This is a genomic window from Bacillus cereus group sp. MYBK245-2, from assembly GCF_051916145.1.
In the GTDB taxonomy this organism is placed as follows: domain Bacteria; phylum Bacillota; class Bacilli; order Bacillales; family Bacillaceae_G; genus Bacillus_A; species Bacillus_A pacificus.
On sequence record NZ_JBQAGB010000018.1, the window covers coordinates 60,473 to 85,317 of the forward strand.

Genomic DNA, 24,845 nt, shown 5'->3' on the forward strand with positions numbered 1-24,845 from the left:
GGTAAATTGTAGGAATATATTCGATTTCTGTTCATTTTTATGAAATATATGTCCTTTTTGTTAGATTCCTTCTTTTTATTTCTATAAAATACACGTATGTAGATATGAGAAAAGGATGATGTACGTGAAGGAAACTGTTTTACAAGAAAAAATTTCTCCGCAAGAGTTGCATAAAGTTGTTCAAAAGAATACAGCTTATTATGACTTTAAGTGGGGCAAAGTAGAAAATCCAGCGCAAGGGAATACGTGGAATTGGGTAGCCTTTTTCTTCCCAACTTTTTGGTTAGCTTATCGTAAAATGTATAAGTTGTTTATTATACTTACGTTATTAGCGGTACCTAGTATCATTGTAACTCCTTTTATAGATATTCCAGATGGGATTTATTTAACATGTAGTTTAGTTCTTCAGTTAGGAACGATGATATTTACTGGATGGCAAGGAAACCGTTTATATTATAAGCATGCTGTTCGTGTATTACATAAGGGAGAAGATATGCCAGATTATGAGAAGGCGTATTACTTACAATCAAAGGGTGGCGCTAGTTTTGCTGGTATGGTTGGTTTCCAGGTTATAGTTGGAATCGTGTTTGGTGGAGCTATGTTCGGACTCTCACTTTTACCAACTGAGCCAAATATTAAAAATGTCGTTCGTTCAAGTAGTGAAGGTGTGACTTTAGAGATTATGACGGATAATCCAACTTGGAAGTTTGTGAAGAAAGAACAAGATTATGATGTAGTAGAATTTACTGGTTATGATTATGCAGAGAAGAAGAACGTGAAAATTAAATTTGCTGTTTATTTTAGTGAAGACTATTTTGAATGGCAAGAAGTACATGAAAATAATAAGAAGTTAAGTGAAGAAGAGTTAGAAGAATATCAATTTTACATTGAAGAAAATGGTTGGGGGTTCTAGTGAGAACTCGTCCATTTTGAAAAGAAGAATCTTGTGAGGGTTCTTCTTTTTTATTGTAAAACACCATACGAATTGAAATTTTGTAAAATACAATAAAAAATGAGAATTCCAGGTAGGCTTGTCAATAACGTGAGACTATGGCACTATAAAGAAATGCTGTACAAATTTTATTTATCGAGATGTAAACATCAATTTTGATTTTTACGTATAAATAATGAACGGAGGAAATGAATTTATGGCTACTTTACCAAATTGTCCAAAATGTAATTCAGAATATACGTATGAGGATGGCGTTCTTTTCGTATGTCCAGAATGTGCTCATGAGTGGGGCCAAGAAGCAGAAGCTGAAAATAATGATGGTGCAAAAGTTGTAAAAGATGCGAACGGAAACGTTCTTCAAGACGGCGATGCTGTTACTGTCATTAAAGATTTAAAAGTAAAAGGAACTTCTTCAGTTGTGAAGATCGGTACGAAAGTAAAGAGCATCCGTCTAGTTGATGGCGATCACGATATTGATTGCAAAATCGACGGTTTCGGAGCTATGAAGTTAAAATCACAATTCGTTAAGAAGGCGTAAGTAAATAAAAAGAGGAGGCGTATAGGCCTCCTCTTTTTATTATGTCATTTTTTGTCGGTAAGTCGATATTCCTTGTCGAATCGTCGATATATTTCAAAAATCGTTGATATATTTTGAGTTATGATAGATATATTCGAAAAATCGTCGATATAATTTCACTCACCGAGAAAGGTGCATCATTTACCGAGCAAAAAGCTAGATTACCGTCCGCCATAGTCAATCTCCTTCAACTGACACCGCTTATTAAAGAAAGTTTTATATCCAAGCTGCAAGAAGATAATAACCGCAAAAGCGGTACTTCCTGAAATACCGAGTATAATTGCGATTTGATATTGAATGGCTGTAAATGGTGATACACCAGATAAGATTTGTCCTGTCATCATGCCTGGTAAGCTTATAATTCCCATTCCGACCATAGAATTGATCGTTGGTAAAATAGCGGAGTCAAAACCGTCGCGTATGAGCGGGGCAGCGGCTTCTTTCGGTGTTGCACCGAGCATAAGTGCCCCCTCGATTTGACCTCTTTGCGATTTCATATTGTTTAAGAACGTATTTGCACCGAGAGAAACACCTGTCATCGCATTCCCAACTAACATTCCGGTAATCGGAACGATATATTGCGGGGCGTACCACGGATCATGTCCGATAATAACAAAGATAAATAGTAGAAGTGGCCCAATTGATCCGGCTACCATGGAAAGGGCGGCTACTCGTTTTAATTCTTTAGACATTGGGATATTAACTCGTTTATAAATATTAAAAATTGCAAAGGTAGTAATAGAAGTAATGAGAGCAATTGTATAAAATGGATTACTATTTTCAAATACGTATGTAAGGACATAGGCAACGAGTACGAGCTGAATCGTCATACGGAACGTTGCGAGCGCGATTTGTTTTTCGCGAGGTATCCCTTTTAATTTCACGAGCCCGATTAAAATAAGAATAAAAATATATGCAGCGGCAAGTTGCCAAATTTGGAGTTCAATCACGCCCTTCAACTGAGAGCACTTCCTTTCTAGTTGCACCGTTTGCTTTACTAATCTCAATAATATCGTCTGCAATTTCTTCTGGAAGCTGTTGTGAGTGCGTGATGAAGATGACTGTTTTTTTCTTTTCTTTTGCTAGCATAGTGAATTGCTTCATAACGCGTCGTTCTGTATCGCTATCTAACGCCGAAGTTGGTTCATCTAATAAATAGACAGGTGGATCCATAAGTACGATACGTGCAAAAGCAAGTCGTTGTTTTTCGCCACCTGATAATGAATCAGCGTTGTCTTCTAAATTTTTTTCCAAGCTAACAGTCGTTAATGCACTTCGCAAGGCAGCATCATTTGGAAATGGTTTTTCAGAAAGACGAAGTCCCATTAATAGATTGTTTTTAATGGTTCCATCGAAAATAGGTGGCGTTTGCCCAAGCATGACTACGTCACGTCGTAATTGAATAGGGGGATAGTCAGAAATCAATTTTCCGTTATATTCAATTGTTCCAGATGTTGGAGATTGTAGATCATTTAACATACGGAGCAATGTGCTTTTTCCACTCCCACTCTCGCCGATAATACATGTGATTTTTTCTTTTTGAATCTGTAAATAAGGAATGTGCAGTATATCTTTATATGTAACGTCTTTTAATATAAACATAGATGGCTCCTTTCTGATTCTAGTTCTATCGTATCAAAAAAGAGAAGGTAACGGTTATAAAGAGCAACGTTTTTTCTTCGTCTTGATTTCTATTAATAAGTTAAGTAAACGATCTAATTCTTGGCTGAAAGAAATTACTTTATGATGAGTGAATCCGTACTTTTCAACGAGATAGATCAATTCTTTCTTCTTCGCTTCTATGCGATCATTTAATTTCGTTACGTTCATAAGTGAAATGAAATGCCTCCTGTAAAAGTATTTACAACACAAAAAATAAGACCGAATGAATTCGGCCTTAAAGGAAATAAAACAACTTATCAATAGCATACACTGTTTATTGGTAGTTTTTAATATGAAAATGAAAAATAAATCATGATTCATATTGAGAAAGATGTGTCTGATAATTATATTTTAACGAATAAGAGGCTGCCTAATTAGGAGACAGCCTGTAAAGTATTAACCGTTATGATATTTGTACATCCAGAGGATACCGGATTTTAGTAACCTTGGTACACGTCCCATTAATGGTTGGTTTGCTAGCAAACCAAAGCCATGCTTCTTACCAAGAGAGCCGAGAACACCTTTTAATTTAATGACAGGTAGTTCGTCAGGAAGTGGTTCATTATTCCAACGTTTTAATAATATTTGGACAATTTGTTCCCCTTGACCTTCAGCAAGTTGTGCAGATGGTGCGTGTGGCAGTGCTGCACAATCTCCTACAACATATACGTGCTCGTTATTTGGAATATTGTGATATTTTGTTAAAACAACCCGTCCGCTACCATCTTGTTCAACTGGAAGGTTTCGAACAACTTCATTTGCTTGAATACCAGCTGTCCAGACGATTGCATCACATTCAAGTGGTTCATCGTGGTTGTACACAATATTTGGCTCTACTTTTGTAATGTTAGAGTTTCGTATAATAGTAACTTTATGTTTTACGAACCATTCTTCTACATATCTACTTAATTTTTCTGGATATGGGAATAGAATTCTATCTTTTCGATCAAATAAGTAGATTTTTAAATCAGAACGGCTTTCGCGAAGTTCACTTGCAACTTCAACGCCACTTAATCCAGCACCAACGACAGCTACCGTTGCATTTGGTTCTAGACTATTTAATTGTTCATATGTCTTACGTGTTTGTTCAATCGATTGTAGGCTATGTGTATATTCCTTCGCCCCAGGAACGTTATGGTATTTATCCTCACAGCCAAGTCCAATAATTAAATCATCATATTGGATTGCTTCGCCGCCATCGAGATGAACAGCTTTTTCTTCGAGATCAATATTTGTTACTGTGCCGTATTGAATATTGAGGCGTGGGTGTTCAGGAAACGGTATACGAATATGCGTTTCTGAAATAGTACCCGCAACTAATGCATAATATTCAGTTTTGAAGCAATGATATGGTACTTTGTCGATTAATGTCACTTGTACATCATCTGGAAGTTGGTTGCTTGGAAGTAGCCGTTGCAGAATTCTCATTCCACCGTAGCCGCCACCTAATATTACGAGGTGTTTCATGATGGATTACCCCTTTTCTGTTGAAATATCCCCTAATCATAAAATTTTATATTAATAAAATATTTTGACTTTACTCAATCAAATTATATCGAATTTGTGAACAAATAACAATGCATGAATGAATACTCTGTTGTACAATAAGAAGAAAAGTAGAGTAAACGATCTGTATTATTTAGTTACCATTTCATCGTAAATAGCATGTTATATAGAAGGAATCATCTATTTTGAAGTGAAATAATGAAGTAACTAAATAGTTTAGAAGGTGTAATGAAAACAACAAGAAACAGCTTAGTTTTTTTCTTATAGATGAAGTCAGAAAGTAATTTGTTTTGTAGTACAGGGGGGAGAATTTTGATTAAACCATTAATTGAATTTTGTGTAGGTAACCTTGCAAGTGGTTCACAAGCAGCTTTAGAGAAATTAGAAAAAGATCCGAATTTAGATGTAATGGAGTATGGTTGTTTAGGATATTGTGGCATTTGTTTTGAAGGACCGTTTGCACTTGTAAATGGTGAAGTAGTACAAGGTGCTACAGTAGAAGAACTTGTTAATAATGTATATGAGTATTTGGATGAAAATCCAATGTTTTAAGGTGTTGCAATCGGCAGCACCTTTTTCTTATGAGATAAAATCTTCTTTTGCAGGGAGATAATATTGTATATAAATAAAAAAAGGCCCTTTTAGAAGGGCTTTTTTCTTACACAATTTGCGCAAGACTGGCTCATCGCCAAATGTTGTCAAATATGAGAAACGGGGGACATTCATATTGTGTTCTAAAAGCGTGCATTTTATACTTAACATAACAAATTATTTTTGGAGTGAATACAAATGAGCCAATTTTCTTTTACAAAAATGCATGGTCTTGGCAATAGTTATATATATGTAAATATGTTTGAAGAACAAATTCCTGAAGAAGATTTAGCTCTTGTGGCGGAAAAAGTTTCAAATATTAATACTGGTATTGGAGCAGATGGAATGATTTTAATTTGTCCATCTGACGTAGCGCCGGTGAAAATGCGCATGTTTAATAATGATGGATCAGAAGGAAAGAGCTGTGGTAACGGTTTACGCTGCGTAGCGAAATATGCGTATGAGCATAAACTAGTAGAAGATACAGTTTTCACAATTGAAACGTTAGCTGGCATTGTAACGGCGGAAGTAACGGTAGAAGAAGGGAAAGTTACATTAGCGAAAATTGATATGGGAGCACCTCGTTTAACCCGTGCAGAAATACCGATGCTTGGTGAAGGTGAAACACCATTTATTCGTGAAAACTTCTTATACAATAACCATCGTTATGCATTTACAGCTGTTTCAATGGGAAATCCGCATGCAGTTATTTTTGTTGATGATGTAGACCAAGCACCTCTTACAACGCTTGGTCCAGTCCTTGAGACACATGAAATGTTCCCGGAACGAGTAAATGTTGAATTCATCGAAATCTTAAATGAGGAAGAGATGAACTTCCGCGTTTGGGAACGTGGATCTGGTGTAACACAAGCTTGCGGAACAGGGGCGTGTGCTGCAGTTGTAGCCTCTATTTTAAATGGAAAAATGGAACGTGGTAAGGAAATTACAGTTCATTTAGCTGGCGGCGATTTAATGATTGCATGGACAGAAGAAGGAAACGTGTTAATGAAAGGACCAGCAGAAGTAATTTGCCGCGGAGTGTATGAGTACAAGATAGAAGCGTAAAGATGTATAATAGAACGAGAACAGAAAGGATGGTGTATTTCATGATTGAAGTTACAGAACAAGCAGCTTTTCAAATTAAAGATATGTTAAAAGATGCTGAAGATGGAGAGAAGTACGTGCGCCTTGCTGTACACGGCGGCGGATGTAGTGGTCTTTCTTACGGCTTAGGATTTGAAGTAGAACCAAAAGAAGACGACACAGTTCTTGAGTTTTTCGGTGTTGAATTTGTTATCGATAAAGAAAGTGCTCCCATTGTTAAAGGAGTAAAAATTGATTATAAACAATCTATGCTTGGCGGGGGATTCACAATCGATAATCCAAACGCAATCGCATCATGCGGATGTGGATCATCTTTCCGTACAGCGACGAATGCTGGTAAGCCAGAAGAGTGCTAAGTTTTTAGTTGAAATAGAGAAAGACCTTTTTAGCGATGGAGTGCAATCGTTAAGGAGGTCTTTTCTTTTGCCGTAAAAGTCCAATTGGTGACGGCATGAAGGTTTCTAAAGTGAAGAAATAATTATTATCTTACAAAAGTGTAATGTTCGTGTCATGTTTTTGAATTTCTTCTTTAAGCTTTGGGTTTTAAGATAACAATATAAGAAAAAACATATGAGGTGAAGGAAATGAAAAGATATATTGCACTGTTTAGTATTTTAGTTGTATTCGCAAGCCTGTTAGTTGGTTGTGATATTAACCGTATGGGGAAAGATCAGTACTATGTTCAAATCACAGCTGATGGAATTGAAAAAAATGAGAAGTCTGATAGCGGAGAGCCTTACAAATATTTTGAGTATAAATTAAAAGGATTCGATAAAGATGGAAAAGAAAAAGAATTAGAATTCACAGCTCAAAAAAACTTACGTAAAGATGCATTCCTACGCGTATATCATTCAGATAAAAAAGGTGTTTCGGCTTGGGAAGAAGTAAAGAAAGACGAGCTTCCTGCGAAAGTGAAAGAAAAATTAGGTGCAAAATAAGAAAGAAAAAAGGAATTGACGAACAGGGTCAATTCCTTTTTATATTTTCAAAATCATCTTCTGAAATGACTGTAAATCCGTGTCTTTTGAATAAAGCAGTTGTTACCCCGTAACCAGTTTGTTTATTCCCGTTAAATTCTCCCGTGTAAATGGTAGAACTACCACAAGAGGGACTGCGTTCTTTCAAAATAATATATTCTGGATGCAAATTTTTAATTTGTTCTAGCGCTTTATAAGCCCCACTTACGAAAGATTCTGTGACATCTTCACCGTCTTTTGTCATCACTTTCGCTTTTCCATCTAAAACGTCATCGCCATTCCCGCCAATAATCTCAGCTGAAGGACGAGGCGTTGGCAATCCTCCTAATACTTCAGGACAAATGAGGACTGTATCTTCTTGTTGCAGGAGTTCCTCTATTTTTGAAACGAGATTGTCATTTCCATCATATCGACAAGCAATACCACCTAAACAAGCGCTAATTACAATCATATTTTCATCTCCAATAAAAAATATTAATTACCAAGCCAAATTCCCTTCCGGCTCCTTATTTATAAGTGAGGTGATAAAAATGGGAAGCTTATATAACTTAATGAAACCATATAGTGAATTTCGAAGTAAAGAAGAATTTAATACATATCAAAAACAAGTTTTGAAATATTATCGATTTCAATTAAATAAAACGGATGCTACCATTATTCATTTTTTAGGAAAGTATGCAGTGAATGAGAAACAGAAAACAGTAGGAGTTGCTTGTCCGTTAATGGAGACGATTGCGACGAATGTTGGAAAGAGCATTCGTACAGTACGCCGCTCTATTGCAAAGTTAGAGGAATTAGGAATTATAAAGCGTGTCGCAACAAAAGAAAGACATAAGCGCGGCGGGTATAGTGCGAACTTATATGTTTTTCTTATATCTGCAATTGACCGTATGGATGACCGTATGAAAATGTCCGCTTGTAAAAGTGAGGATTATGCAGCTGGCTGTAGTAAAAATGAGCAAAAAAATGAGGGGGAAACAGTTCTTTTTAAAAACTTTCCACAAATAAAAGAGAATAGAAAAGGAACGTACGAACTTGATGAGACGTATTGCCGTCACGATATACCGAAGCCTTTTATATATGCACTTCTGCCGATGACGAGTAATCCGAAGAAGATTAATATATTTTGGAGTAAGGTGGAGCTTGCTTATAAAAAGAGCGGATTATTAGAGCAAGGTGTTTTACTGGAGCAAATATTAGCTGATGAAGAAGTGTATGGAAATTTCATTTGGCGAGTAAAGAGTGTTGTGAGAGCGTATAAATACGGAGAAATCCGTAAAAATGTGAAGGCTCTTTTATATAGTACAGTGCGGGATTTATTTTTAGAGGTTGGATTAGAATGGGGAGCAGCCGTGAGAAGAAGTAAGGGGATACCGTTATTTGATCCATTTAAAAAGGAGCCATGCGTATAATACATGACTCCAAATAGTTAATCAAACTTTCTTACAACTGGAACGCGAATCGCTACAAATAGTACGAAGACGATAACGGCGATTGCACCGCTCTTCATAACGGTTACGATTGGAATTCCTATTGCAAGTGCGATTGATGTGAATGCATATGAAAGCGGGATAAAGCCCATTGATGATAGCATAAGCAAACTCATTACGCGTCCCATCATTTCTTCTTTTACTGTCGATTGAATCATCGCCATCAGTGGAACGATAGCCATTGCGATTGTAATACCATAAAACATGCCAGCTAATAATGCTTGCCATAGTACAGTGCTAAAGTTGATGGATAAGAAGAAGACACCAGACAGTAGCATCATGATAATGCAAAATAGACCGCGTCTACGATTAATATTTTTTAAACCGACAATGACAGCGCCTATTGCCATTCCGCCGCCTACAGACGCTTCTAAGTAACTAAACTGAAGCGAATCACCGTGCAGAACATTTTTAATGAAAAGCGGGAAACCGACTTGCATCGGACCGATTAAAAATAAGTTTAGAAAGGCGCTACAAATAAGGAAAGTTGAAAGGAATGGAGATTCCTTTACATATAAAATTCCTTCTTTAATAGAAGTGAACATGCTTTTGTCTGTATTTTGCTGCTCTGGCATCGTAAATTGTATTTTTTGAACGAGTATAGCTGCGACAATGAGTAATAAAATTGTAATCGAGAAAATCGTTTCATAGTTCGTAAATTTAATAAGAATGCCGCCAAGTACAGGCCCTAAAATAACCGATGCTTGGTTCGTCATTTGTGTAAGTGAGTTTGCTTGTGTTAAACGGCTTTTTTCGACAAGTTCAGGCAAGATAGATCCATCAGCTGACCAGAAAAAAGCATCAGCAAGTCCAAAGAATAAAGCGAATAAAGCAAATGTATATAGTGTTACATCACCTACGATGAACCATGTAAGGATAGTTGCGACGAGAATAGCACGAACAATATTAGAATAAAACATAATGTTTTTTTTCGGGAATTTATCAGCTACAGCGCCGCCGATAATCATAAAAATAAGCCTTGGAACACTAAGAGCTACGAAAACAACACCGAGTGATGCCTCAAGGTTTAATGTTTTTGCTATGTACCACGTTTGTGAAAAAGTAAAAAAGGCTAAAGCGAAACTTGAAAAAAGAGTAGCTGCCCAAAGAAAAAGGAAATTCGTATTTTTTAATAACGGTTTTCCGCTTCCTTCTAAAGCAGATTTATTTTGTTGTAGTTCCTCCATATTGCTTCCTTTCTATGCGACAAATTTAAACTAAAAAACTTGTTAACAATCACTTTATCCCGCGTTAACGGGCAGTAAAACTCCCACCTCAAAATTTGGCTCGAGCAAAGAAGCTAGGTGGGAGACTAACTGCCCGTAAATGTCCGATTGGTTCAACTAATACTCAGTGGTGGGGGATGAATCCCCCCCACCACTGAGTATAGTTTCACTTTATACAGTTTCTAATATTTCTATACTGCACTTTCTCATTGTAGACAATTATGTTGGATTTGCACAGTGGCTATTTAACGACAAAAAAGAAGATACCATTTGGTATCTTCTTTTTTGTCGTTTAGGCTAATGCAATATAAATATCCAATTGTGCGTTGTTTGGATCTGTTGCTTTTTCATCGTATAGCTCGAAGTCTATTGTGAAAGCACGTTTGTTTTCTTTTGACCATTTCCAAATATATTCCCAAGCTTCGCAAACGACTTCAGCAACTGGTCCTTTTCTCGTTGTAAATACCGCATACGTAGCGGCAGGTATTGTTAAAGTTGTCATATTTTCAGGAACGTCTTCTAATGAAGAAACGGGCATACCAATTGTGAATTGATATGTACCAGTTTCATCTGATTCGTAGTTTGAGTAAAAAGCGAATGTTTCTTTCGTTTGTTGATTTGGGATGTGATGCATGATTTGTTCGTGGAAGTAGCGATTCCAAAGCCCTGGAATTTTTCCTTCAGTAGATGCCTCTTTTTCGTTGGTCGTCGTAATCGAAATGCCTATTGCTTGGAAAGCTTCTTTTTTTACGATAGTAGGTTCTTTCATTTTAAAATATCCCCCTTATTAGATAGAACGTTTGTTCTTATTTATTGTAACATATTTTGGAAGGGAACGATAGCGTAATAAAAAAGAACTCCTTCGCATAAAAGGAGTTCTTTTCATTTCTATATTAAAACATACTTGAGCTGTGCATCGGTTGAAGTTTCGCGTTTGGATCAAAGTAAGCTTTTGCATTGTTTACTGCTGTCGGTGCTTCACCGAAGCCGCAAGCAATGAGTTTTACTTTTCCTTCATATGTACAAATGTCACCAGCGGCGTAAATGCCAGGAATATTTGTTTCCATTTTCGAGTTCACGAGAATGCTGTTTTTTTGTATATCTAAGCCCCAGTTTTTTATTGGTCCAAGGGAAGAAACGAAGCCGTAGTTTACGATTACATCATCAACATCGATGATAATTTTTTCTTCCGTTTTTACATGCTGAAGAACGACTTGTTCAATTTTGTCATCACCAATGAGTTCTACTGGAACGTATGGTGTGCTTACTTCTGCACGAGAGTTCATTAAGCTTTCTACGCTATGTTCATGAGCACGGAATTTATCACGACGATGAACGATTGTAACTTTGTCGGCGATTGGCTCTAACATCATTGTCCAATCAACAGCTGAATCGCCGCCGCCAAATACTACGACGCGCTTACCAGCAAATTTATTCATATCATCAACGAAATAATGTAAGTTTTTCTTTTCATACTTTGCTGTTCCTTCTAATTCTAAGCGGCGTGGTTGGAAAGCACCATTGCCAGCAGTAATAATTACTGATTTAGAATAGTGAGTTTGCTTATTTGTAACAAGTTTAAATATACCGTCAGCTTGTTTCTCAAGCGTATCAACAGCTTCTTCTAAACAAACGGTTGGATCAAATTTCTTCATTTGCTCTTTTAAGTTATCAACTAATTCTTGTGCACGCACTTTCGGGAATCCGGCTACATCATAAATGTATTTTTCAGGGTAGAGCGCGGATAATTGTCCTCCAAGCTGAGGTAAGCTTTCAATAATTTTTACACTTGCTTGTCTCATACCACCATAAAATGCTGTGAATAGTCCTGTTGGCCCACCACCAATAATTGTTATGTCGTAAACTTTTTGATTTTCTGCCACTTTCATTCCCCCTATAGATGGAATTTTGATATTGATTTCATATATTGTTCATATGTACACGAAAATCCTGCAAATGATGACACTTTCAAATAAATGATAGCATATTTGAGTTCATAATACTTCTGAAAACGACTGAATTGTGTGTAAGTTTTCGCATAGATGTTTTTTACATTGTATAAAATATACAGAAAGGAAAATACATGAAAAAAAGGCTGAAAAACCCTTGAAAACGCTATGTTATTTTAAAATATTGATAATTCTCCAGACGCTTGAATTCTGGAATAAAACCGACTAATATAGGGAAGTATTATGTTAAATTTCTATGACAAAATTCGTACGATTTTTTGACTGCGTTTTGTTATGATATAGAATGTGATAAATTCCACATTCTTGACAAATAGAGTTTTTAGTACTTGGTATTATTTTTCATTACTATTATATAAAGAAAAGGGTTGTGATTTGGTGAAGACTCCAAAAATCGTAGTTTTAGGTGCAGGTTATGGCGGGATGATTACGACTGTTCGTCTGCAAAAAGCATTATCTGTAAATGAAGCTGAAATTACGTTAGTAAACAACAACAGCTATCACTACCAAGCGACTTGGTTACACGAGAGCGCAGCTGGTACATTACAAGATGAAAAAATCTGTCTAGATATTCAAGACGTTATTGATACAAATAAAGTGAACTTTGTACAAGATACAGTAGTAGAAATTAAAGCTGCTGAAAAACGCATTATCTTAAAAGACGGCGAGTTAGAATATGACTACTTAGTAATCGGTCTTGGTTTCGAATCAGAAACATTCGGAATTACAGGATTAAAAGAGCACGCATTCTCAATCGCTAACATTAATGCAACTCGTCAAATTCGTGAGCATATGGAAGCTAGCTTCGCTAAATATGCAGATGAAAAGCGCGATGAGTTAGTAACAATCGTTGTTGGTGGTGCTGGATTTACTGGTATCGAGTACGTAGGTGAGCTTGCAAACCGCGTTCCTGAACTTTGTAAACAGTACAATGTACCACGTGAAAAAGCACGTATTATTTGTGTAGAAGCTGCTCCAACAGCACTTCCAGGTTTCGATCCAGCGTTAGTAGAATACGCTGTGAAACAACTTGAGAAAAAAGGTGTAGAATTCCGCATCGGTACAGCAATTAAAGAAGCAACTGAAGAAGGTATTATCGTTGCGAATGGCGATGACACTGAATTAATTAAGTCTGAAACAGTAGTTTGGGCTGCAGGTGTTCGTGGTAACGGTATTGTGGAAGAGTCTGGTTTTGAAGCAATGCGCGGACGTGTAAAAGTTGATGAGTACATGCACGCTCCAGGATACGAAGATGTATTCATGGTTGGTGACGCAGCGTTAATCATTAACGAAGAAATTAACCGTCCATACCCACCAACAGCACAGATCGCAATTCAACAAGGTTACAACATTGCGCACAACTTAACTGTGTTAGTTCGTGGTAAAGGCGAAATGAAGAAATTCGTATTCGACAATAAAGGATCTGTATGTTCTTTAGGTCATGACGATGCAATGGGCGTTGTTATGGGCAAAAAGTTAACAGGTTGGAAAGCTTCCTTCATGAAGAAAGTTATCGATAACCGTTACCTATTCTTATTAGGTGGACCTTTATTAGTTCTTAAAAAAGGTAAATTAAAGTTCTTTTAATATATAGTAGAAAAAGCAGAAACGGCTAAGAGCTGTTTCTGCTTTTTTCATTTTAAAAATATAGTATAATGTATGAAAAGAAAGAATATTCTGTCCGTTCTAATAGAGGAGGGTACTGCATCATGGAGAAGCGAGGAAAAGTATGGTTAGCTGTCAGTGGGCTAGTAGCTACAAAAGATGGCAGGTGGCTATTCGTTAAGAAGAAATACAGTGGATTAAAGGGGAAATGGTCTTTGCCGGCTGGTTTTGTAAATGAAGGTGAGACCGTTGATGAAGCTGTGAAGCGTGAAGTGTTAGAAGAGACAGGTATTGTCGCTCATGTGAAGGGGATCATTGGTGTTAGATCGGGCGTGATTCGCAATGAGATTAGTGATAATATGATTATTTTCCTTTTGGAGCCTGAAGGGGAAGAGATTATTGTACAGGAGAAGGAATTGTCTGAAGTAGCGTTTCTACATCCGGATACGATTGCGGACGATCCAAATACGTCTGTGCTTATTACATATTTGTTAGAAAGACAATCAGAATTACATCTTGAAATGGACAAAACATTAAATCCAGGAGAGCAATTTGGTTATACAGCCTATCACGTATTTACGGCACGTACGAAGGAGAGGGAGAAAGAGTGAGTATACCGGTATTACTTATTTCAATGATGTTATTTTTCATTTTGTTTTTTGGAATTGGATTTTTACTCAACATGATATTGCGAGCGACATGGGTAATGGTTATTGTATATCCGATTGTTTGTATGCTTATTATTAATAAGGCGAGTGTGTGGGATTATTTTTCAAAGCCAAAAGAAACATTCTCTTCATTTGGGACAAGTGTATCGCATTTAGGACAAGCAGATTTGTTTATTTTATCTACTGGATTGGTTGGTGCTGTTTTAGCAGGAATCGTCATTAAGAAACTTCGGAAAAGCGGATATCAAATGTTTTAATCTCCAATGCAATTGGAGATTATTTTTTTGCATATTCTTTCATCGTATAGGGAATGATTAACGATGAAGGAGTGTGGAATATAAAAATGTTAAAACGATATTGTATTCGCATTATGATGACTTGTTTACTTGTATCCGCATTATGCGTAACATGGAATGCTTTCACAGGAGTTTCTTTATTAGAGATTGTAAAGAAATATGAGGGAACGAGTGCAAAAGAAGTACATGCAGCAGAAGTTAAGAGAAATGTTGCTCCGAGTAAAGAAGTGATAAATGCTTTAGAGCAGGCAAATGACTGGTCTAAATATCGTTCAATTGAAATGACTGCAACAGGTTATACATCGGGAATTGAGTCAACTGGTAAGAGGCCGGGACATCCGGAGTATGGTATTACATATTCAGGTGTTAAGGCGAAACGGGATTTATATTCCACAATCGCAGCGGACTTACGCGTATTCCCGATTGGAACAATTTTATTCATACCAGGTTATGGGTATGGTGTAGTAGCTGATAAGGGCGGTGCAATAAAAGGAAACCGTCTTGATTTGTATTATGATACGGTGAAAGATGTTTATAGCCAATGGGGTAAGAAAAAAGTAAATGTGTATATAGTTAAGCTAGGAAATGGTAAGTTTTCAGAAGAAGAGTTAACGATGTTAAATCAAGACGAAACGATGCAAGTGTTTCGTGGTCAATATTTAAAACAAAGATAGTCTAGTGGTAATTACCCTAGACTTTTTTAATTTTATATCGGATGTAACAGAAGTTAGAATTGTCGCATTTTATCGAAAATAAAGTTATAATAAAGATAGAGTAGAGAAATTTAGGGGGTCTGAACATGTTTCACGTACAAAAAGAATTAGGAAGCCATGAAGCGGTGATTGTTGCCTTATTTGAAGAAGAGAAAACGAGTAGTTTTGTACAAGAACTGGACAAAGCGTTTGAAGGACAATTACAAGTTTTATTAGAAGAGAAAGAACTTTCTACGAAGAAGAAAGCTATTTCAAAAGTACATAGTTTAGGAAAAACAAATGTGAAACGCTATTATTTCGTTGGTTTAGGTAAGAAAGAATCTTATACGACTGAAACATTACGTGCAGCTCTTGGTAAGGCATTTAAAACATTGCAAGCAGCAAAAGTACAAGATGCAGCAGTCTTGCTTGATTCTTTCGTAACAGAGAAATTAGACGCGATTGATGTCGCTCATATCGCAGCAGAAGTACAAGGCCTTGGTACATATGAGTTACAAACGTATAAATCAGATAAAAAGGATCGTGTGGAGCTAGAGAAGTTCACGGCTATTACAGCGGAAGATACACAAGAAATTGAAGCCGCATTAACAGTTGGCTACGTACATGGACGTGCAACAAATTCAGCTCGTACACTTGTAAATATGCCGCCAAACGTATTAACAGCGACAAAGCTTGCTGAGTATGCCGTTGAGTTAGCTGAGAAGTATGATATGGATTATAAAGTTCTTGAGAAAGAAGAGATGGAAGAGCTTGGTATGGGTGCGCTACTTGCAGTAAACCAAGGTAGTGTAGAGCCACCAAAAATGATCGCTCTTATTTATAAAGGAAAAGAAGAGTGGACAGATGTTATTGGATTCGTTGGAAAAGGAATCACATACGATACAGGCGGTTATTCTTTAAAACCACGTGAAGGCATGGTCGGTATGAAAGGTGATATGGGCGGTGCGGCTGCTGTATTAGGTGCGATGGAAATTATCGGTGAACTTCGCCCAGAGCAAAATGTGATCGCTGTTATTCCATCAACAGATAACGTTGTAAGTGGTACAGCATTTAAGCCAGACGATGTAATCACATCTATGAGCGGAAAAACAATTGAAGTATTAAATACAGATGCAGAAGGTCGCTTAGCATTAGCTGACGGTATTACGTATGCTAAAAAATTAGGTGCAAACTACCTTATTGATGTTGCGACATTGACAGGTGGAGTAATTGTTGCACTTGGAAATCATACGACAGGTGCAATGACAAACAATGAAGAGTTATTCGAGCAAGTACTAGAGGCATCTATGGAAACAGATGAATCAATTTGGCAATTACCGATTTTTGATCGTGATAAAGAGCGCGTGAGAAACAGTAAGTTTGCTGATTTAAATAACTCACCAGGCCGCGAAGGACATGCGGTTATGGCAGGTACATTCCTAGGTGAATTCGCTGAAGATACACCTTGGGTACACTTAGACATCGCTGGAACATCTGAATCATCAGGAGCGCATGATTTAGGACCAGCTGGAGCGACAGGTGCAATGGTACGTACACTTGCAACGCTTGTTGAACGTTTCGGAGAAGAATAGGATAATAAGAGAAGGCTGTTCCTACATTTTGGAACAGCCTTTTTTATTGATATATGGTGTTACGGCCGATGTAACTTTACTTTATAGAGAAATTGTATATAAAGTCCCGTTTAAAGCAAAGGAAGTGCGGCCCGTTTCTTCAGAGACAACTAAAATAAGTGCATCGCTTTTTTCTGATAAGCCAATTGCAGCTCTGTGACGTGTTCCGAGTTCAGGATCAACTTCTGTACTTTTCGTTAATGGAAGAATATTAGCAGCAGAAACGATATGGTTATTTTTAACGAGAACGGCTCCGTCATGAAGAGGGTTCCCTGGATAAAAAATTGATTCGAGCAGTGGTGCGGTTAAATGAGCATGTAATGTTGTTCCAGTTTGAATACAAGATTCAAGTGGCTCGTTTCGTTCCACAACAATAAGAGCACCATGTTTTCTGGCACTTAAATGTTGAACAGCTGTTGTAATGAACTGTGAGCTTTCTGTATAAGGTGATAAATACGCTTGAATATAGTATGTAGCTGCCAGTGTTTGTACATTTGCTAACATATGATGAATATCTTCCATCTTGCACAAAATACATTCATCTTCTTTATCAATTGCTTGCCTCATAATTGATAATTCTTTTTCAGCAATTTCAATCATTTGCTTTGTTTGTATTTTGAGCTCTTCTGACAAGCCCCATTCTTGCATAATCCTCATTCCCTTTAGTGGAGTATTTAATCATAGTGTATACAAATATTCCTAGTAAAATCCTGTTAGATTGTAAAAAATATTGAGATACAGGTTGTTTTTTTCATATAATAAAGGTATGACAAGCGAGAGGGGATAGAGGTATGAACTGGAAACAAGAATTTAGTCGCTGGCTTTCATATGCAGAGTTAGATGCAGAACTAAAAGAACAGTTAGAAAACATGAAGCAAGATGAGAAAAAAATCGAGGACAGCTTTTATAAAAATCTAGAATTCGGCACAGGTGGTATGCGTGGTGAACTTGGTGCTGGTACGAACCGTCTGAACGTATACACAGTTCGTAAAGCGACACAAGGATTAGCGAAGTTTATTGAAAAGTTAGGTGAAGAAGCGAAGAAGCGTGGTGTTGTTGTAGCGTATGATTCTCGCCATAAATCACCTGAGTTCGCAATGGAAGTTGCTGCTACACTAGGTGCACACGGCATTACAACATATGTGTTTGAAAGCTTACGTCCAACGCCAGTGCTTTCTTTCGCAGTTCGTCATTTACATACAGTGAGTGGAATCGTTCTTACGGCAAGTCATAATCCGCCTGAATATAACGGTTATAAAGTATACGGTGAAGATGGTGGGCAGTTGCCTCCAAAAGAAGCTGATGAATTAATTAGCTACGTAAACGCAGTAGAAGATGAATTAACAGTTGAGGTTGCTGATGTGGAGCAATTAAAAGCTGACGGTTTATTACATATTATTGGACAAGAAGTCGATGATGCATATGCTGCAGAATTGAACAATGTCATTATTAATAAAGAAATGGTACAAAAGGTTGGGAAAGACTTAAAAATCGTCTTCACACCACTACACGGAACATCAAATATTTCTGTACGCCGTGGTTTAGAAGAAGTTGGATTTACAGATGTAACAGTTGTAAAAGAGCAAGAGTTACCAGATCCGAACTTCTCTACAGTAAAATCACCGAACCCAGAAGAGCATGCAGCATTTGAATATGCAATTCGTGACGGTGAGAAGGTAGGCGCAGATGTGTTAATCGCAACGGATCCTGACGCAGACCGCCTTGGTGTAGCAGTTCGTAATCACGATGGTGAGTTCCAAGTATTAACTGGTAACCAAACAGGTGCATTAATGCTTGATTACTTATTATCTCAAAAGAAAGAAAACGGAACACTACCAGAGAACGGTGTTGTATTAAAAACAATCGTAACGTCTGAAATTGGTCGTACAATCGCGAAAGCATACGGTTTAGATACAGTTGATACGTTAACTGGATTTAAATTTATCGGTGAGAAAATTAAACAGTATGAAGAAAGCGGACAATACGAATTCCAATTCGGTTATGAGGAAAGCTATGGTTATTTAATCCGTCCATTCTGCCGTGATAAAGATGCAGTACAATCTGTTCTATTTGCATGTGAAGTAGCTGCATACTACAAATCACAAGGTAAAACGTTATACGATGGTCTATTAGAAGTGTTTGAGAAGTACGGTTTCTTCCGTGAAGATCTTGTATCGTTAACGCTAAAAGGAAAAGATGGAGCGGAACAAATTCAAGAAATGATGGCAACATTCCGTGAAAATCCTCCGAAAGAAGTAGCGGGCTTAACAGTTGTAGCAGTTGAAGACTATAAAGCGAGCATGATTACATCTTTACAAGATGGACATAAAGAAGAGATTCACTTGCCGAAATCAAATGTGTTAAAATATCAATTAGAAGATGGTTCTTGGTTCTGCCTACGTCCATCTGGAACTGAACCGAAGATTAAGTTCTACTTCGGTGTTCAAGATAATTCTTTACAAAATAGTGAACAAAAGTTACTTACTATTAAAGAAGATATTATGAATCGTTTATAATATAAAGTAATTTTAAGTAGTAAGGAACAAAAGGGAGCGAAACCTCCCTTTTGTTTTATGTAGGAAATGATTGCTATGAATTCCGACAGGAGAGAGGGTATTTTGTGATGAAAAAAGTAAGAAAAGCGATAATCCCAGCAGCTGGATTAGGAACACGTTTTTTACCAGCAACGAAAGCGATGCCGAAAGAAATGTTACCGATTGTTGATAAACCAACTATCCAATACATTGTAGAAGAAGCAGTAAAATCAGGAATCGAAGATATTATTATCGTTACTGGTAAAACGAAGCGTTCTATTGAAGATCATTTTGATAATGCATTTGAGTTAGAGCAAAACTTATTAGAAAAGAAAAAGTATGAGTTACTTGAAAAAGTACAGGCTTCTTCAAAAATGGTGGATATTCACTATATTCGTCAAAAAGAACCAAAAGGATTAGGTCATGCTGTTTGGTGTGCGCGTAAATTCATTGGTGATGAGCCATTCGCTGTTTTATTAGGTGATGATATCGTTCAAGCTGAAAAACCATGTTTACGTCAATTAATTGAAGAATATGATAAAACGCTTTCTTCTGTTATTGGTGTACAAACGGTTCCAGAAGATGAAACACACCGTTACGGAATTATCGATCCGTTAGAGCAGGAAGGACGTCGTTACCAAGTTCGCAATTTCGTTGAGAAACCAGCAGCAGGTACAGCACCTTCAAACTTAGCAATTATGGGACGTTACGTTTTAACACCTGAAATCTTCATGTTCTTAGACCAGCAACATATTGGTGCTGGTGGCGAAATTCAGTTAACAGATGCGATTCAAAGCTTAAACGAAATTCAACGTGTATTCGCTTACGACTTCGAAGGAAAGCGCTACGACGTAGGTGAAAAGTTAGGATTTGTTCAAACAACAATCGAAATGGCACTGCAACACCCAGAATTACGTGATGACATGGTTACGATGATGAAGAAAATTTTAGAAGAACAAGCGAATCAAGAGTCTTAATATAAAAAAGGAGTTGTTCCAGTAGGAACAACTCCTTTTTCTTATGAAATCGTCGAATGAGAATGCTGATAAGCGGAACGACGTACAGCATAGTATATACGAGGTGCGATAATAGCACCGATAATGGTAAATGCAATATCTTTTACTGCGAACCACATCATAATCATCCAAGCCGCTTTATAGCTCATATTACCACCCATGAAGAGATTGACTGCTCCGTACATGTAAGTAGTACCGATAATATACGTTAAAATGATTCCTGTGAACGAAGCAATTGCAAATGTACTGAATGTCGGTCGTTCTTTTTGTTCTACTAGTTTTCCTGATACGTAAGCAACGATAATAAATGCAATAATAAAGCCACCAGTAGGATCTAAAAGTGCTCCAAATCCAGCTTTGAAGTTAGCGAAGATTGGCGCACCTGCTACTCCAACAAGCATGTAAACGGTCATTGATAATGCACCAAGTCTACTTCCAAGAAGAAGCCCTGCTAAAATTGCGAAAAATGGTTGCATAGATAGTGGGACGCCCGCTATTTGTAAGAATGGTGCCCAAGATACAATATTTGCACCAATGGCCATAAGAGCAACGAACATGGCAGCTAATGCTAAATCTAAAACATGAAATCTTCTCATAATGTTAACCTCCTGTTGTTTTTAGGTTAACATTATCGTAGCGAAAAGATTTACTTGTTGTCAATTAAAATATTTTGATAAGAAGGCTTCAAATAGTCTCTTAACAACGTATAAGGAATACGAAATTGCGGAATTCCACTTGAATAAGGGGCAATTTCATATAAAGGGAAATAAATGACGAGATTGTCCGGTTCTAAAAAGAAGTGGAACTTTTTCGTGCTCATGACTTTTTCAGATGCATCAGGAAAATAAATACTTTCATTTTGTTTAATTTGTCTTACAATCTCAGCACGAATTACTTCTTTGTATGCATCTTTTTGTTGAAATAAATCGTCTAAGTGTAGTAACTTTTTTTCGTTTAAATCGAATGTGTTTGCCTTCCACGTATAAAGACCATGTGCTCCGCCTGTATATTGATAGTAATTCAAATATAGGCTAAGAAAAGGTGGTTTATTTAAAGAGACTTTATAATCAACATTCGCCACGTACGGATGAAATGGTGTACTTGATCCTTCTGTTTCTTTATAATATTTTTTTGCGTCTTTTTCTAATTTGGTTTTAAATTTGTCAGTAGATTTTTTGTAATAGAAATTGAGCTTATTTTGAAATTTAGAATCGGAAAAGTTATGAAAAGAAGGTCTGTTAATTTGATATTCTATATAAGGTTTCTTACCTTTTTGTGTGACAGTCTGAACATCGATTGTCAGGTTGGATGCTTTGGCTACTAGTGCACAATTTGGTACAATAGTCAGCAAGGAGCACATAAGCAGTAATATACAAAATTTCTGTTTCATTTAGGTGAAACCTCCTTATATAAGTGTTATAAGTAGTTTGAAAATAAATAGGTAAAATTATACATTTTATTAAAGTAAGAGAAGGGGGAAACGATATGGCAAAAACTTTAATGGATTCACTTGGAATTGAGTTGTTAGAGATGACAGAAGATAAGGTGGTTGCTACGATGCCCGTAGATGAGCGTACGCATCAGCCATTTGGATTTTTACATGGTGGTGCTTCTGTTGCGTTGGCGGAAACAGTAGCAAGTGTCGGTTCATACAATTTAATTGATCAAGAAAAATGCATCTGTTTCGGTCTAGAAATTAATGCAAATCATATTCGCTCAAAGAAAGATGGAATTGTAACAGCGATCGGAACACCGATACATAGAGGAAACTCAACGATGGTTTGGGATGTACGTATCATTGATGAGAATGACGATTTATTATGTATTTCAAGATGTACAGTAGCAATTAAAGAAAAACGTGAAAAGTAAAAAAAGAGGCGCTCATTAGAGCAGCCTCTTTTTCTTATAATTAGAACTGGATTTTCTTCTCTAAGAAACCTTTTAGTTCGCTAATTGGCATACGAACTTGTTCCATTGTGTCACGGTCACGTACTGTAACAGCTTTGTCTTCAACAGAGTCGAAGTCGTATGTGATACAGAATGGAGTACCGATTTCGTCTTGACGACGGTAACGTTTACCGATAGAACCAGTCTCGTCAAAGTCTACCATGAAGTCTTTAGCTAGTTCTGCGAATACTTCAGTAGCACCTTCAGATAGCTTTTTAGATAATGGTAAGATTGCTGCTTTATATGGTGCTAAAGCAGGGTGGAAACGAAGAACTGTACGAGAGTCGTTCTCTAATTGCTCTTCTTCATATGCATCACATAAGAATGCTAATGTTACGCGGTCAGCACCTAAAGATGGCTCGATGCAGTATGGTACGTAACGCTCATTCGTTTGTGGATCGATATAGTTAAAGTCTTCGTTAGAGTGTTCCATGTGACGTTTTAAATCGAAGTCTGTACGAGATGCAACGCCCCATAGTTCGCCCCAACCGAATGGGAATTTGAATTCAATGTCAGTTGTCGCGTTACTGTAGTGAGATAATTCCTCTTCACCGTGGTCACGAAGACGCATGCTTTCTTCAGTCATACCAAGTGAAAGTAACCAGTTCTTACAAGTTTCACGCCAGAATGCGAACCACTCTAAATCTTCACCAGGCTTACAGAAGAATTCAAGTTCCATTTGTTCGAATTCACGTGTACGGAATGTGAAGTTACCAGGCGTGATTTCGTTACGGAAGCTCTTACCGATTTGGCCAATACCAAATGGAAGTTTTTTACGCATAGAGCGTTGTACGTTTTTGAAGTTTACGAAAATACCTTGTGCTGTTTCTGGACGAAGGAAGATTTCGTTTGTGCTAGACTCTGTAACACCTTGGAATGTTTTGAACATTAAGTTGAACTGACGGATTTCAGTGAATTCTTCACTACCGCAATCAGGACATTTTACTTCATGTTCTTTCATTAAGTTAGCCATTTGGTCGAAAGTAAGACCATCAACAACCATTTCGATGCCTTTTGCATCTAATGCATCTTCAATTAATTTGTCAGCACGATGACGCGCTTTACATTTTTTACAGTCGATCATTGGATCGTTGAAGTTACCAACGTGACCAGAAGCGATCCAAGTTTTTGGGTTCATTAAAATAGCTGCGTCTAAACCAACGTTGTATGGAGATTCTTGAATGAATTTTTTCCACCAAGCTTTTTTAACGTTATTTTTTAATTCGATTCCAAGTGGACCGTAATCCCAAGTGTTTGCAAGACCACCGTAAATTTCAGAACCAGGGAAAACGAAACCGCGATGTTTCGCTAAGTTTACTACTTGTTCCATTGAATACATAATAAAATCCTCCTTTTGAAAGTTAACGTATTGGCGATGACGTGCTCAGGTAACTTGTGAAACGAGCAGTATATGCTTTAAAAAACATAAAAAAACGCTCATCCCAAGGCCTTATTGCCTAGGGACGAGCGTTTGCCCGCGGTTCCACCCTAGTTGATACACAAAAGGTGCATCCACTTTATCACGTATTGCTCGAGACTGCCGTTTCCTTGCGGCTTCAGGCTTTCACTATCCCTGAATCGCTTTTTGTGCAAGTACTTATAAGTCCGTCATCGCTACTTATATTAATAATAATGAACATATTCTAACACGTTCTTTTTTAAATCTCAATAGAGGAACGCGTCTATCTATGATAGAGTCTCGCCTATTTTTTCGTTATTTATTCCGTAATTTTCTTTAATGTGCTTAATTGCTTCACGCCTGCTGAGCGGGGCAAGTTCGTTATTTTGCACGTATTCCCAAACGACATCGGGCTTTGTTTTTGCATATTCGCGAAGTACCCATCCAATCGCTTTTTGAATGAAAAATTCTTTCGAAGAATGTAGTTGTCCAATAACCCAAAAAAGAAGTTCTTCATCCATCTTTTGTTTATATTTTAGCTGGAATAAAATAGCGGCGCGTTGTAACCATATGTTATCTGATGCAATCCATTTTGGAATATAGGCAGAAATCAATTCGGGATGTTGTAAAAAGATATTACCTAAAAATGTAGGGACGATGCTATCGACAGTGTCCCACCAAGATTTTGTTACAATGAGTTCTTCTAAGAAGGGGATATGCGTTTCGTTTATATGCTTTTTATATTTTTGCATCATATCGAGTGCGGCTGCCTGAAATTCTCGTTCTGGTAAATCCCAAAGCTCACGTACGATAACTTGGAAGTCTTTTTGGTCTGGGAGAGTATGTATTTGAATGACGTCTTTCAATAATTGTCTTCTCTCGGGAGTTTGAATACCAAGAAACGGGAAGTGATTTTTCATATAACGTGCCATCGGTTCTGCTTTTTCTGGGTTTTGATTTGCTATGAAGTGCTCTTGTAATGTTTTTACAAATGGGTGCATAAGT

28 protein-coding genes are annotated in these 24,845 nt (G+C 37.2%); 15 read left to right on the top strand and 13 right to left on the bottom strand.

The window, feature by feature from the left end; genetic code table 11:
• Positions 1-118 precede the first annotated feature (118 nt).
• Positions 119-913, top strand: a complete 795-nt coding sequence (locus ACTFRN_RS23525; RefSeq protein WP_088106290.1) for a DUF2628 domain-containing protein — start codon at positions 119-121, stop codon at positions 911-913.
• 235 nt (positions 914-1,148) lie between these two features.
• Positions 1,149-1,490, top strand: a complete 342-nt coding sequence (gene phnA / locus ACTFRN_RS23530) for an alkylphosphonate utilization operon protein PhnA (protein ID WP_000212737.1) — start codon at positions 1,149-1,151, stop codon at positions 1,488-1,490.
• Positions 1,491-1,690: 200 nt separating this feature from the next.
• Here phnA and ACTFRN_RS23535 read toward each other — a convergent pair whose 3' ends face one another.
• The 4 genes from ACTFRN_RS23535 to ACTFRN_RS23550 all read right to left on the bottom strand — a co-directional run bounded on the left by ACTFRN_RS23535 (position 1,691) and on the right by ACTFRN_RS23550 (position 4,658).
• A complete protein-coding gene (locus ACTFRN_RS23535) occupies positions 1,691-2,488 on the bottom strand; it encodes an ABC transporter permease (RefSeq protein ID WP_074615113.1) in 798 nt (265 codons plus the stop codon).
• Positions 2,472-3,131: an ABC transporter ATP-binding protein gene (locus ACTFRN_RS23540; protein ID WP_074615112.1), complete on the bottom strand. Its 660-nt coding sequence runs from the start codon at positions 3,129-3,131 to the stop codon at positions 2,472-2,474. The genes ACTFRN_RS23535 and ACTFRN_RS23540 overlap by 17 nt, the downstream gene beginning before the upstream one ends.
• A 54-nt stretch (positions 3,132-3,185) precedes the next feature.
• Complete coding sequence (locus ACTFRN_RS23545; protein WP_001103328.1) at positions 3,186-3,359, bottom strand: aspartyl-phosphate phosphatase Spo0E family protein; 174 nt, start codon at positions 3,357-3,359, stop codon at positions 3,186-3,188.
• Positions 3,360-3,587: 228 nt separating this feature from the next.
• Positions 3,588-4,658, bottom strand: coding sequence for an NAD(P)/FAD-dependent oxidoreductase (locus ACTFRN_RS23550; protein ID WP_000682074.1), 1,071 nt, complete (start codon positions 4,656-4,658; stop codon positions 3,588-3,590).
• Positions 4,659-5,009: 351 nt separating this feature from the next.
• Here ACTFRN_RS23550 and ACTFRN_RS23555 point away from each other — a divergent pair, with 351 nt between their 5' ends.
• The 4 genes from ACTFRN_RS23555 (at position 5,010) to ACTFRN_RS23570 (ending at position 7,330) form a co-directional block, all read left to right on the top strand.
• Positions 5,010-5,249 carry a YuzB family protein gene (locus ACTFRN_RS23555; protein WP_000595026.1) on the top strand — a complete coding sequence of 80 codons (240 nt, stop codon included), beginning with the start codon at positions 5,010-5,012 and terminating at the stop codon, positions 5,247-5,249.
• Positions 5,250-5,486: 237 nt separating this feature from the next.
• Entirely contained in the window at positions 5,487-6,353 is an 867-nt protein-coding gene (gene dapF / locus ACTFRN_RS23560; RefSeq protein WP_000077382.1) for a diaminopimelate epimerase, read from the top strand.
• 41 nt (positions 6,354-6,394) lie between these two features.
• On the top strand, positions 6,395-6,748 hold the full coding sequence (locus tag ACTFRN_RS23565; RefSeq protein ID WP_000573822.1) for a HesB/IscA family protein: 354 nt from the start codon (positions 6,395-6,397) through the stop codon (positions 6,746-6,748).
• A gap of 228 nt (positions 6,749-6,976) precedes the next feature.
• Complete coding sequence (locus ACTFRN_RS23570) at positions 6,977-7,330, top strand: YxeA family protein (RefSeq protein WP_000833137.1); 354 nt, start codon at positions 6,977-6,979, stop codon at positions 7,328-7,330.
• 28 nt (positions 7,331-7,358) lie between these two features.
• Here the strand turns inward: ACTFRN_RS23570 and ACTFRN_RS23575 are convergent, their stop codons facing one another.
• A complete protein-coding gene (locus tag ACTFRN_RS23575) occupies positions 7,359-7,820 on the bottom strand; it encodes a DUF523 domain-containing protein (RefSeq protein WP_014893440.1) in 462 nt (153 codons plus the stop codon).
• A 79-nt stretch (positions 7,821-7,899) separates the two neighbouring features.
• On the opposite strand from ACTFRN_RS23575, the gene ACTFRN_RS23580 reads away from it, so the two are divergent.
• Positions 7,900-8,781 carry a helix-turn-helix domain-containing protein gene (locus tag ACTFRN_RS23580; protein ID WP_000535279.1) on the top strand — a complete coding sequence of 294 codons (882 nt, stop codon included), beginning with the start codon at positions 7,900-7,902 and terminating at the stop codon, positions 8,779-8,781.
• Between the two features lie 17 nt (positions 8,782-8,798).
• Here the strand turns inward: ACTFRN_RS23580 and ACTFRN_RS23585 are convergent, their stop codons facing one another.
• The 3 genes from ACTFRN_RS23585 to ACTFRN_RS23595 all read right to left on the bottom strand — a co-directional run bounded on the left by ACTFRN_RS23585 (position 8,799) and on the right by ACTFRN_RS23595 (position 11,968).
• On the bottom strand, positions 8,799-10,046 hold the full coding sequence (locus ACTFRN_RS23585) for an MFS transporter (protein WP_000391922.1): 1,248 nt from the start codon (positions 10,044-10,046) through the stop codon (positions 8,799-8,801).
• Between the two features lie 331 nt (positions 10,047-10,377).
• The gene (locus tag ACTFRN_RS23590) at positions 10,378-10,854 is read right to left on the bottom strand and encodes a GyrI-like domain-containing protein (protein ID WP_049122506.1); all 477 of its coding nucleotides are present in this window, start codon (positions 10,852-10,854) and stop codon (positions 10,378-10,380) included.
• Positions 10,855-10,978: 124 nt separating this feature from the next.
• Entirely contained in the window at positions 10,979-11,968 is a 990-nt protein-coding gene (locus ACTFRN_RS23595) for an NAD(P)/FAD-dependent oxidoreductase (RefSeq protein WP_000829779.1), read from the bottom strand.
• Positions 11,969-12,430: 462 nt separating this feature from the next.
• Here ACTFRN_RS23595 and ACTFRN_RS23600 point away from each other — a divergent pair, with 462 nt between their 5' ends.
• From ACTFRN_RS23600 to pepA, 5 genes are all read left to right on the top strand, one after another.
• A complete protein-coding gene (locus ACTFRN_RS23600; protein ID WP_000856615.1) occupies positions 12,431-13,639 on the top strand; it encodes an NAD(P)/FAD-dependent oxidoreductase in 1,209 nt (402 codons plus the stop codon).
• Positions 13,640-13,761: 122 nt separating this feature from the next.
• A complete protein-coding gene (locus ACTFRN_RS23605; RefSeq protein ID WP_000415312.1) occupies positions 13,762-14,268 on the top strand; it encodes an NUDIX hydrolase in 507 nt (168 codons plus the stop codon).
• Entirely contained in the window at positions 14,265-14,582 is a 318-nt protein-coding gene (locus ACTFRN_RS23610; RefSeq protein ID WP_016718797.1) for a YuiB family protein, read from the top strand. Before ACTFRN_RS23605 ends, ACTFRN_RS23610 begins: the two co-directional genes overlap by 4 nt.
• 86 nt (positions 14,583-14,668) lie before the next feature.
• Positions 14,669-15,295 carry a 3D domain-containing protein gene (locus tag ACTFRN_RS23615; RefSeq protein ID WP_000920108.1) on the top strand — a complete coding sequence of 209 codons (627 nt, stop codon included), beginning with the start codon at positions 14,669-14,671 and terminating at the stop codon, positions 15,293-15,295.
• Between the two features lie 125 nt (positions 15,296-15,420).
• Positions 15,421-16,905, top strand: a complete 1,485-nt coding sequence (pepA, locus tag ACTFRN_RS23620; protein ID WP_074567890.1) for a cytosol aminopeptidase — start codon at positions 15,421-15,423, stop codon at positions 16,903-16,905.
• A gap of 81 nt (positions 16,906-16,986) precedes the next feature.
• Here the strand turns inward: pepA and cdaS are convergent, their stop codons facing one another.
• The gene (gene cdaS, locus ACTFRN_RS23625) at positions 16,987-17,592 is read right to left on the bottom strand and encodes a sporulation-specific diadenylate cyclase CdaS (RefSeq protein ID WP_001158738.1); all 606 of its coding nucleotides are present in this window, start codon (positions 17,590-17,592) and stop codon (positions 16,987-16,989) included.
• Between the two features lie 143 nt (positions 17,593-17,735).
• Here cdaS and ACTFRN_RS23630 point away from each other — a divergent pair, with 143 nt between their 5' ends.
• Together ACTFRN_RS23630 and galU are read left to right on the top strand one after the other, a co-directional pair.
• The gene (locus ACTFRN_RS23630) at positions 17,736-19,460 is read left to right on the top strand and encodes a phospho-sugar mutase (RefSeq protein WP_001104185.1); all 1,725 of its coding nucleotides are present in this window, start codon (positions 17,736-17,738) and stop codon (positions 19,458-19,460) included.
• 107 nt (positions 19,461-19,567) lie between these two features.
• Positions 19,568-20,455 (top strand): UTP--glucose-1-phosphate uridylyltransferase GalU, encoded by an 888-nt coding sequence (galU, locus tag ACTFRN_RS23635; RefSeq protein WP_049111699.1) that lies wholly within the window; start codon positions 19,568-19,570, stop codon positions 20,453-20,455.
• A 41-nt stretch (positions 20,456-20,496) separates the two neighbouring features.
• On the opposite strand, the gene ACTFRN_RS23640 is transcribed toward galU, so the two are convergent.
• Entirely contained in the window at positions 20,497-21,090 is a 594-nt protein-coding gene (locus ACTFRN_RS23640) for a biotin transporter BioY (protein WP_016718792.1), read from the bottom strand.
• Between the two features lie 50 nt (positions 21,091-21,140).
• Positions 21,141-21,884 carry a DUF3298 and DUF4163 domain-containing protein gene (locus tag ACTFRN_RS23645; RefSeq protein WP_014893444.1) on the bottom strand — a complete coding sequence of 248 codons (744 nt, stop codon included), beginning with the start codon at positions 21,882-21,884 and terminating at the stop codon, positions 21,141-21,143.
• A 95-nt stretch (positions 21,885-21,979) separates the two neighbouring features.
• Here ACTFRN_RS23645 and ACTFRN_RS23650 point away from each other — a divergent pair, with 95 nt between their 5' ends.
• On the top strand, positions 21,980-22,363 hold the full coding sequence (locus ACTFRN_RS23650) for a hotdog fold thioesterase (protein WP_001140611.1): 384 nt from the start codon (positions 21,980-21,982) through the stop codon (positions 22,361-22,363).
• Between the two features lie 40 nt (positions 22,364-22,403).
• Here ACTFRN_RS23650 and ACTFRN_RS23655 read toward each other — a convergent pair whose 3' ends face one another.
• Both ACTFRN_RS23655 and ACTFRN_RS23660 read right to left on the bottom strand, forming a co-directional pair.
• On the bottom strand, positions 22,404-23,780 hold the full coding sequence (locus ACTFRN_RS23655) for a glycine--tRNA ligase (protein WP_049111694.1): 1,377 nt from the start codon (positions 23,778-23,780) through the stop codon (positions 22,404-22,406).
• 347 nt (positions 23,781-24,127) lie between these two features.
• Positions 24,128-24,841 carry a DNA alkylation repair protein gene (locus ACTFRN_RS23660; RefSeq protein WP_014893445.1) on the bottom strand — a complete coding sequence of 238 codons (714 nt, stop codon included), beginning with the start codon at positions 24,839-24,841 and terminating at the stop codon, positions 24,128-24,130.
• Between the last annotated feature and the right edge of the window lie 4 nt (positions 24,842-24,845).

Excerpts from the sequence above, each read along its gene's own strand:
- ACTFRN_RS23525 (WP_088106290.1), top strand. The coding sequence starts at position 119 with ATGTACGTGAAGGAAACTGTTTTACAAGAAAAAATTTCTCCGCAAGAG.
- phnA (WP_000212737.1), top strand. The coding sequence starts at position 1,149 with ATGGCTACTTTACCAAATTGTCCAAAATGTAATTCAGAATATACGTAT.
- ACTFRN_RS23540 (WP_074615112.1), bottom strand. The coding sequence starts at position 3,131 with ATGTTTATATTAAAAGACGTTACATATAAAGATATACTGCACATTCCT.
- ACTFRN_RS23545 (WP_001103328.1), bottom strand. The coding sequence starts at position 3,359 with ATGAACGTAACGAAATTAAATGATCGCATAGAAGCGAAGAAGAAAGAA.
- ACTFRN_RS23550 (WP_000682074.1), bottom strand. The coding sequence starts at position 4,658 with ATGAAACACCTCGTAATATTAGGTGGCGGCTACGGTGGAATGAGAATT.
- dapF (WP_000077382.1), top strand. The coding sequence starts at position 5,487 with ATGAGCCAATTTTCTTTTACAAAAATGCATGGTCTTGGCAATAGTTAT.
- ACTFRN_RS23565 (WP_000573822.1), top strand. The coding sequence starts at position 6,395 with ATGATTGAAGTTACAGAACAAGCAGCTTTTCAAATTAAAGATATGTTA.
- ACTFRN_RS23570 (WP_000833137.1), top strand. The coding sequence starts at position 6,977 with ATGAAAAGATATATTGCACTGTTTAGTATTTTAGTTGTATTCGCAAGC.
- ACTFRN_RS23575 (WP_014893440.1), bottom strand. The coding sequence starts at position 7,820 with ATGATTGTAATTAGCGCTTGTTTAGGTGGTATTGCTTGTCGATATGAT.
- ACTFRN_RS23580 (WP_000535279.1), top strand. The coding sequence starts at position 7,900 with ATGGGAAGCTTATATAACTTAATGAAACCATATAGTGAATTTCGAAGT.
- ACTFRN_RS23585 (WP_000391922.1), bottom strand. The coding sequence starts at position 10,046 with ATGGAGGAACTACAACAAAATAAATCTGCTTTAGAAGGAAGCGGAAAA.
- ACTFRN_RS23590 (WP_049122506.1), bottom strand. The coding sequence starts at position 10,854 with ATGAAAGAACCTACTATCGTAAAAAAAGAAGCTTTCCAAGCAATAGGC.
- ACTFRN_RS23605 (WP_000415312.1), top strand. The coding sequence starts at position 13,762 with ATGGAGAAGCGAGGAAAAGTATGGTTAGCTGTCAGTGGGCTAGTAGCT.
- ACTFRN_RS23615 (WP_000920108.1), top strand. The coding sequence starts at position 14,669 with ATGTTAAAACGATATTGTATTCGCATTATGATGACTTGTTTACTTGTA.
- pepA (WP_074567890.1), top strand. The coding sequence starts at position 15,421 with ATGTTTCACGTACAAAAAGAATTAGGAAGCCATGAAGCGGTGATTGTT.
- cdaS (WP_001158738.1), bottom strand. The coding sequence starts at position 17,592 with ATGCAAGAATGGGGCTTGTCAGAAGAGCTCAAAATACAAACAAAGCAA.
- ACTFRN_RS23630 (WP_001104185.1), top strand. The coding sequence starts at position 17,736 with ATGAACTGGAAACAAGAATTTAGTCGCTGGCTTTCATATGCAGAGTTA.
- galU (WP_049111699.1), top strand. The coding sequence starts at position 19,568 with ATGAAAAAAGTAAGAAAAGCGATAATCCCAGCAGCTGGATTAGGAACA.
- ACTFRN_RS23640 (WP_016718792.1), bottom strand. The coding sequence starts at position 21,090 with ATGAGAAGATTTCATGTTTTAGATTTAGCATTAGCTGCCATGTTCGTT.
- ACTFRN_RS23645 (WP_014893444.1), bottom strand. The coding sequence starts at position 21,884 with ATGAAACAGAAATTTTGTATATTACTGCTTATGTGCTCCTTGCTGACT.
- ACTFRN_RS23650 (WP_001140611.1), top strand. The coding sequence starts at position 21,980 with ATGGCAAAAACTTTAATGGATTCACTTGGAATTGAGTTGTTAGAGATG.
- ACTFRN_RS23655 (WP_049111694.1), bottom strand. The coding sequence starts at position 23,780 with ATGTATTCAATGGAACAAGTAGTAAACTTAGCGAAACATCGCGGTTTC.
- ACTFRN_RS23660 (WP_014893445.1), bottom strand. The coding sequence starts at position 24,841 with ATGCACCCATTTGTAAAAACATTACAAGAGCACTTCATAGCAAATCAA.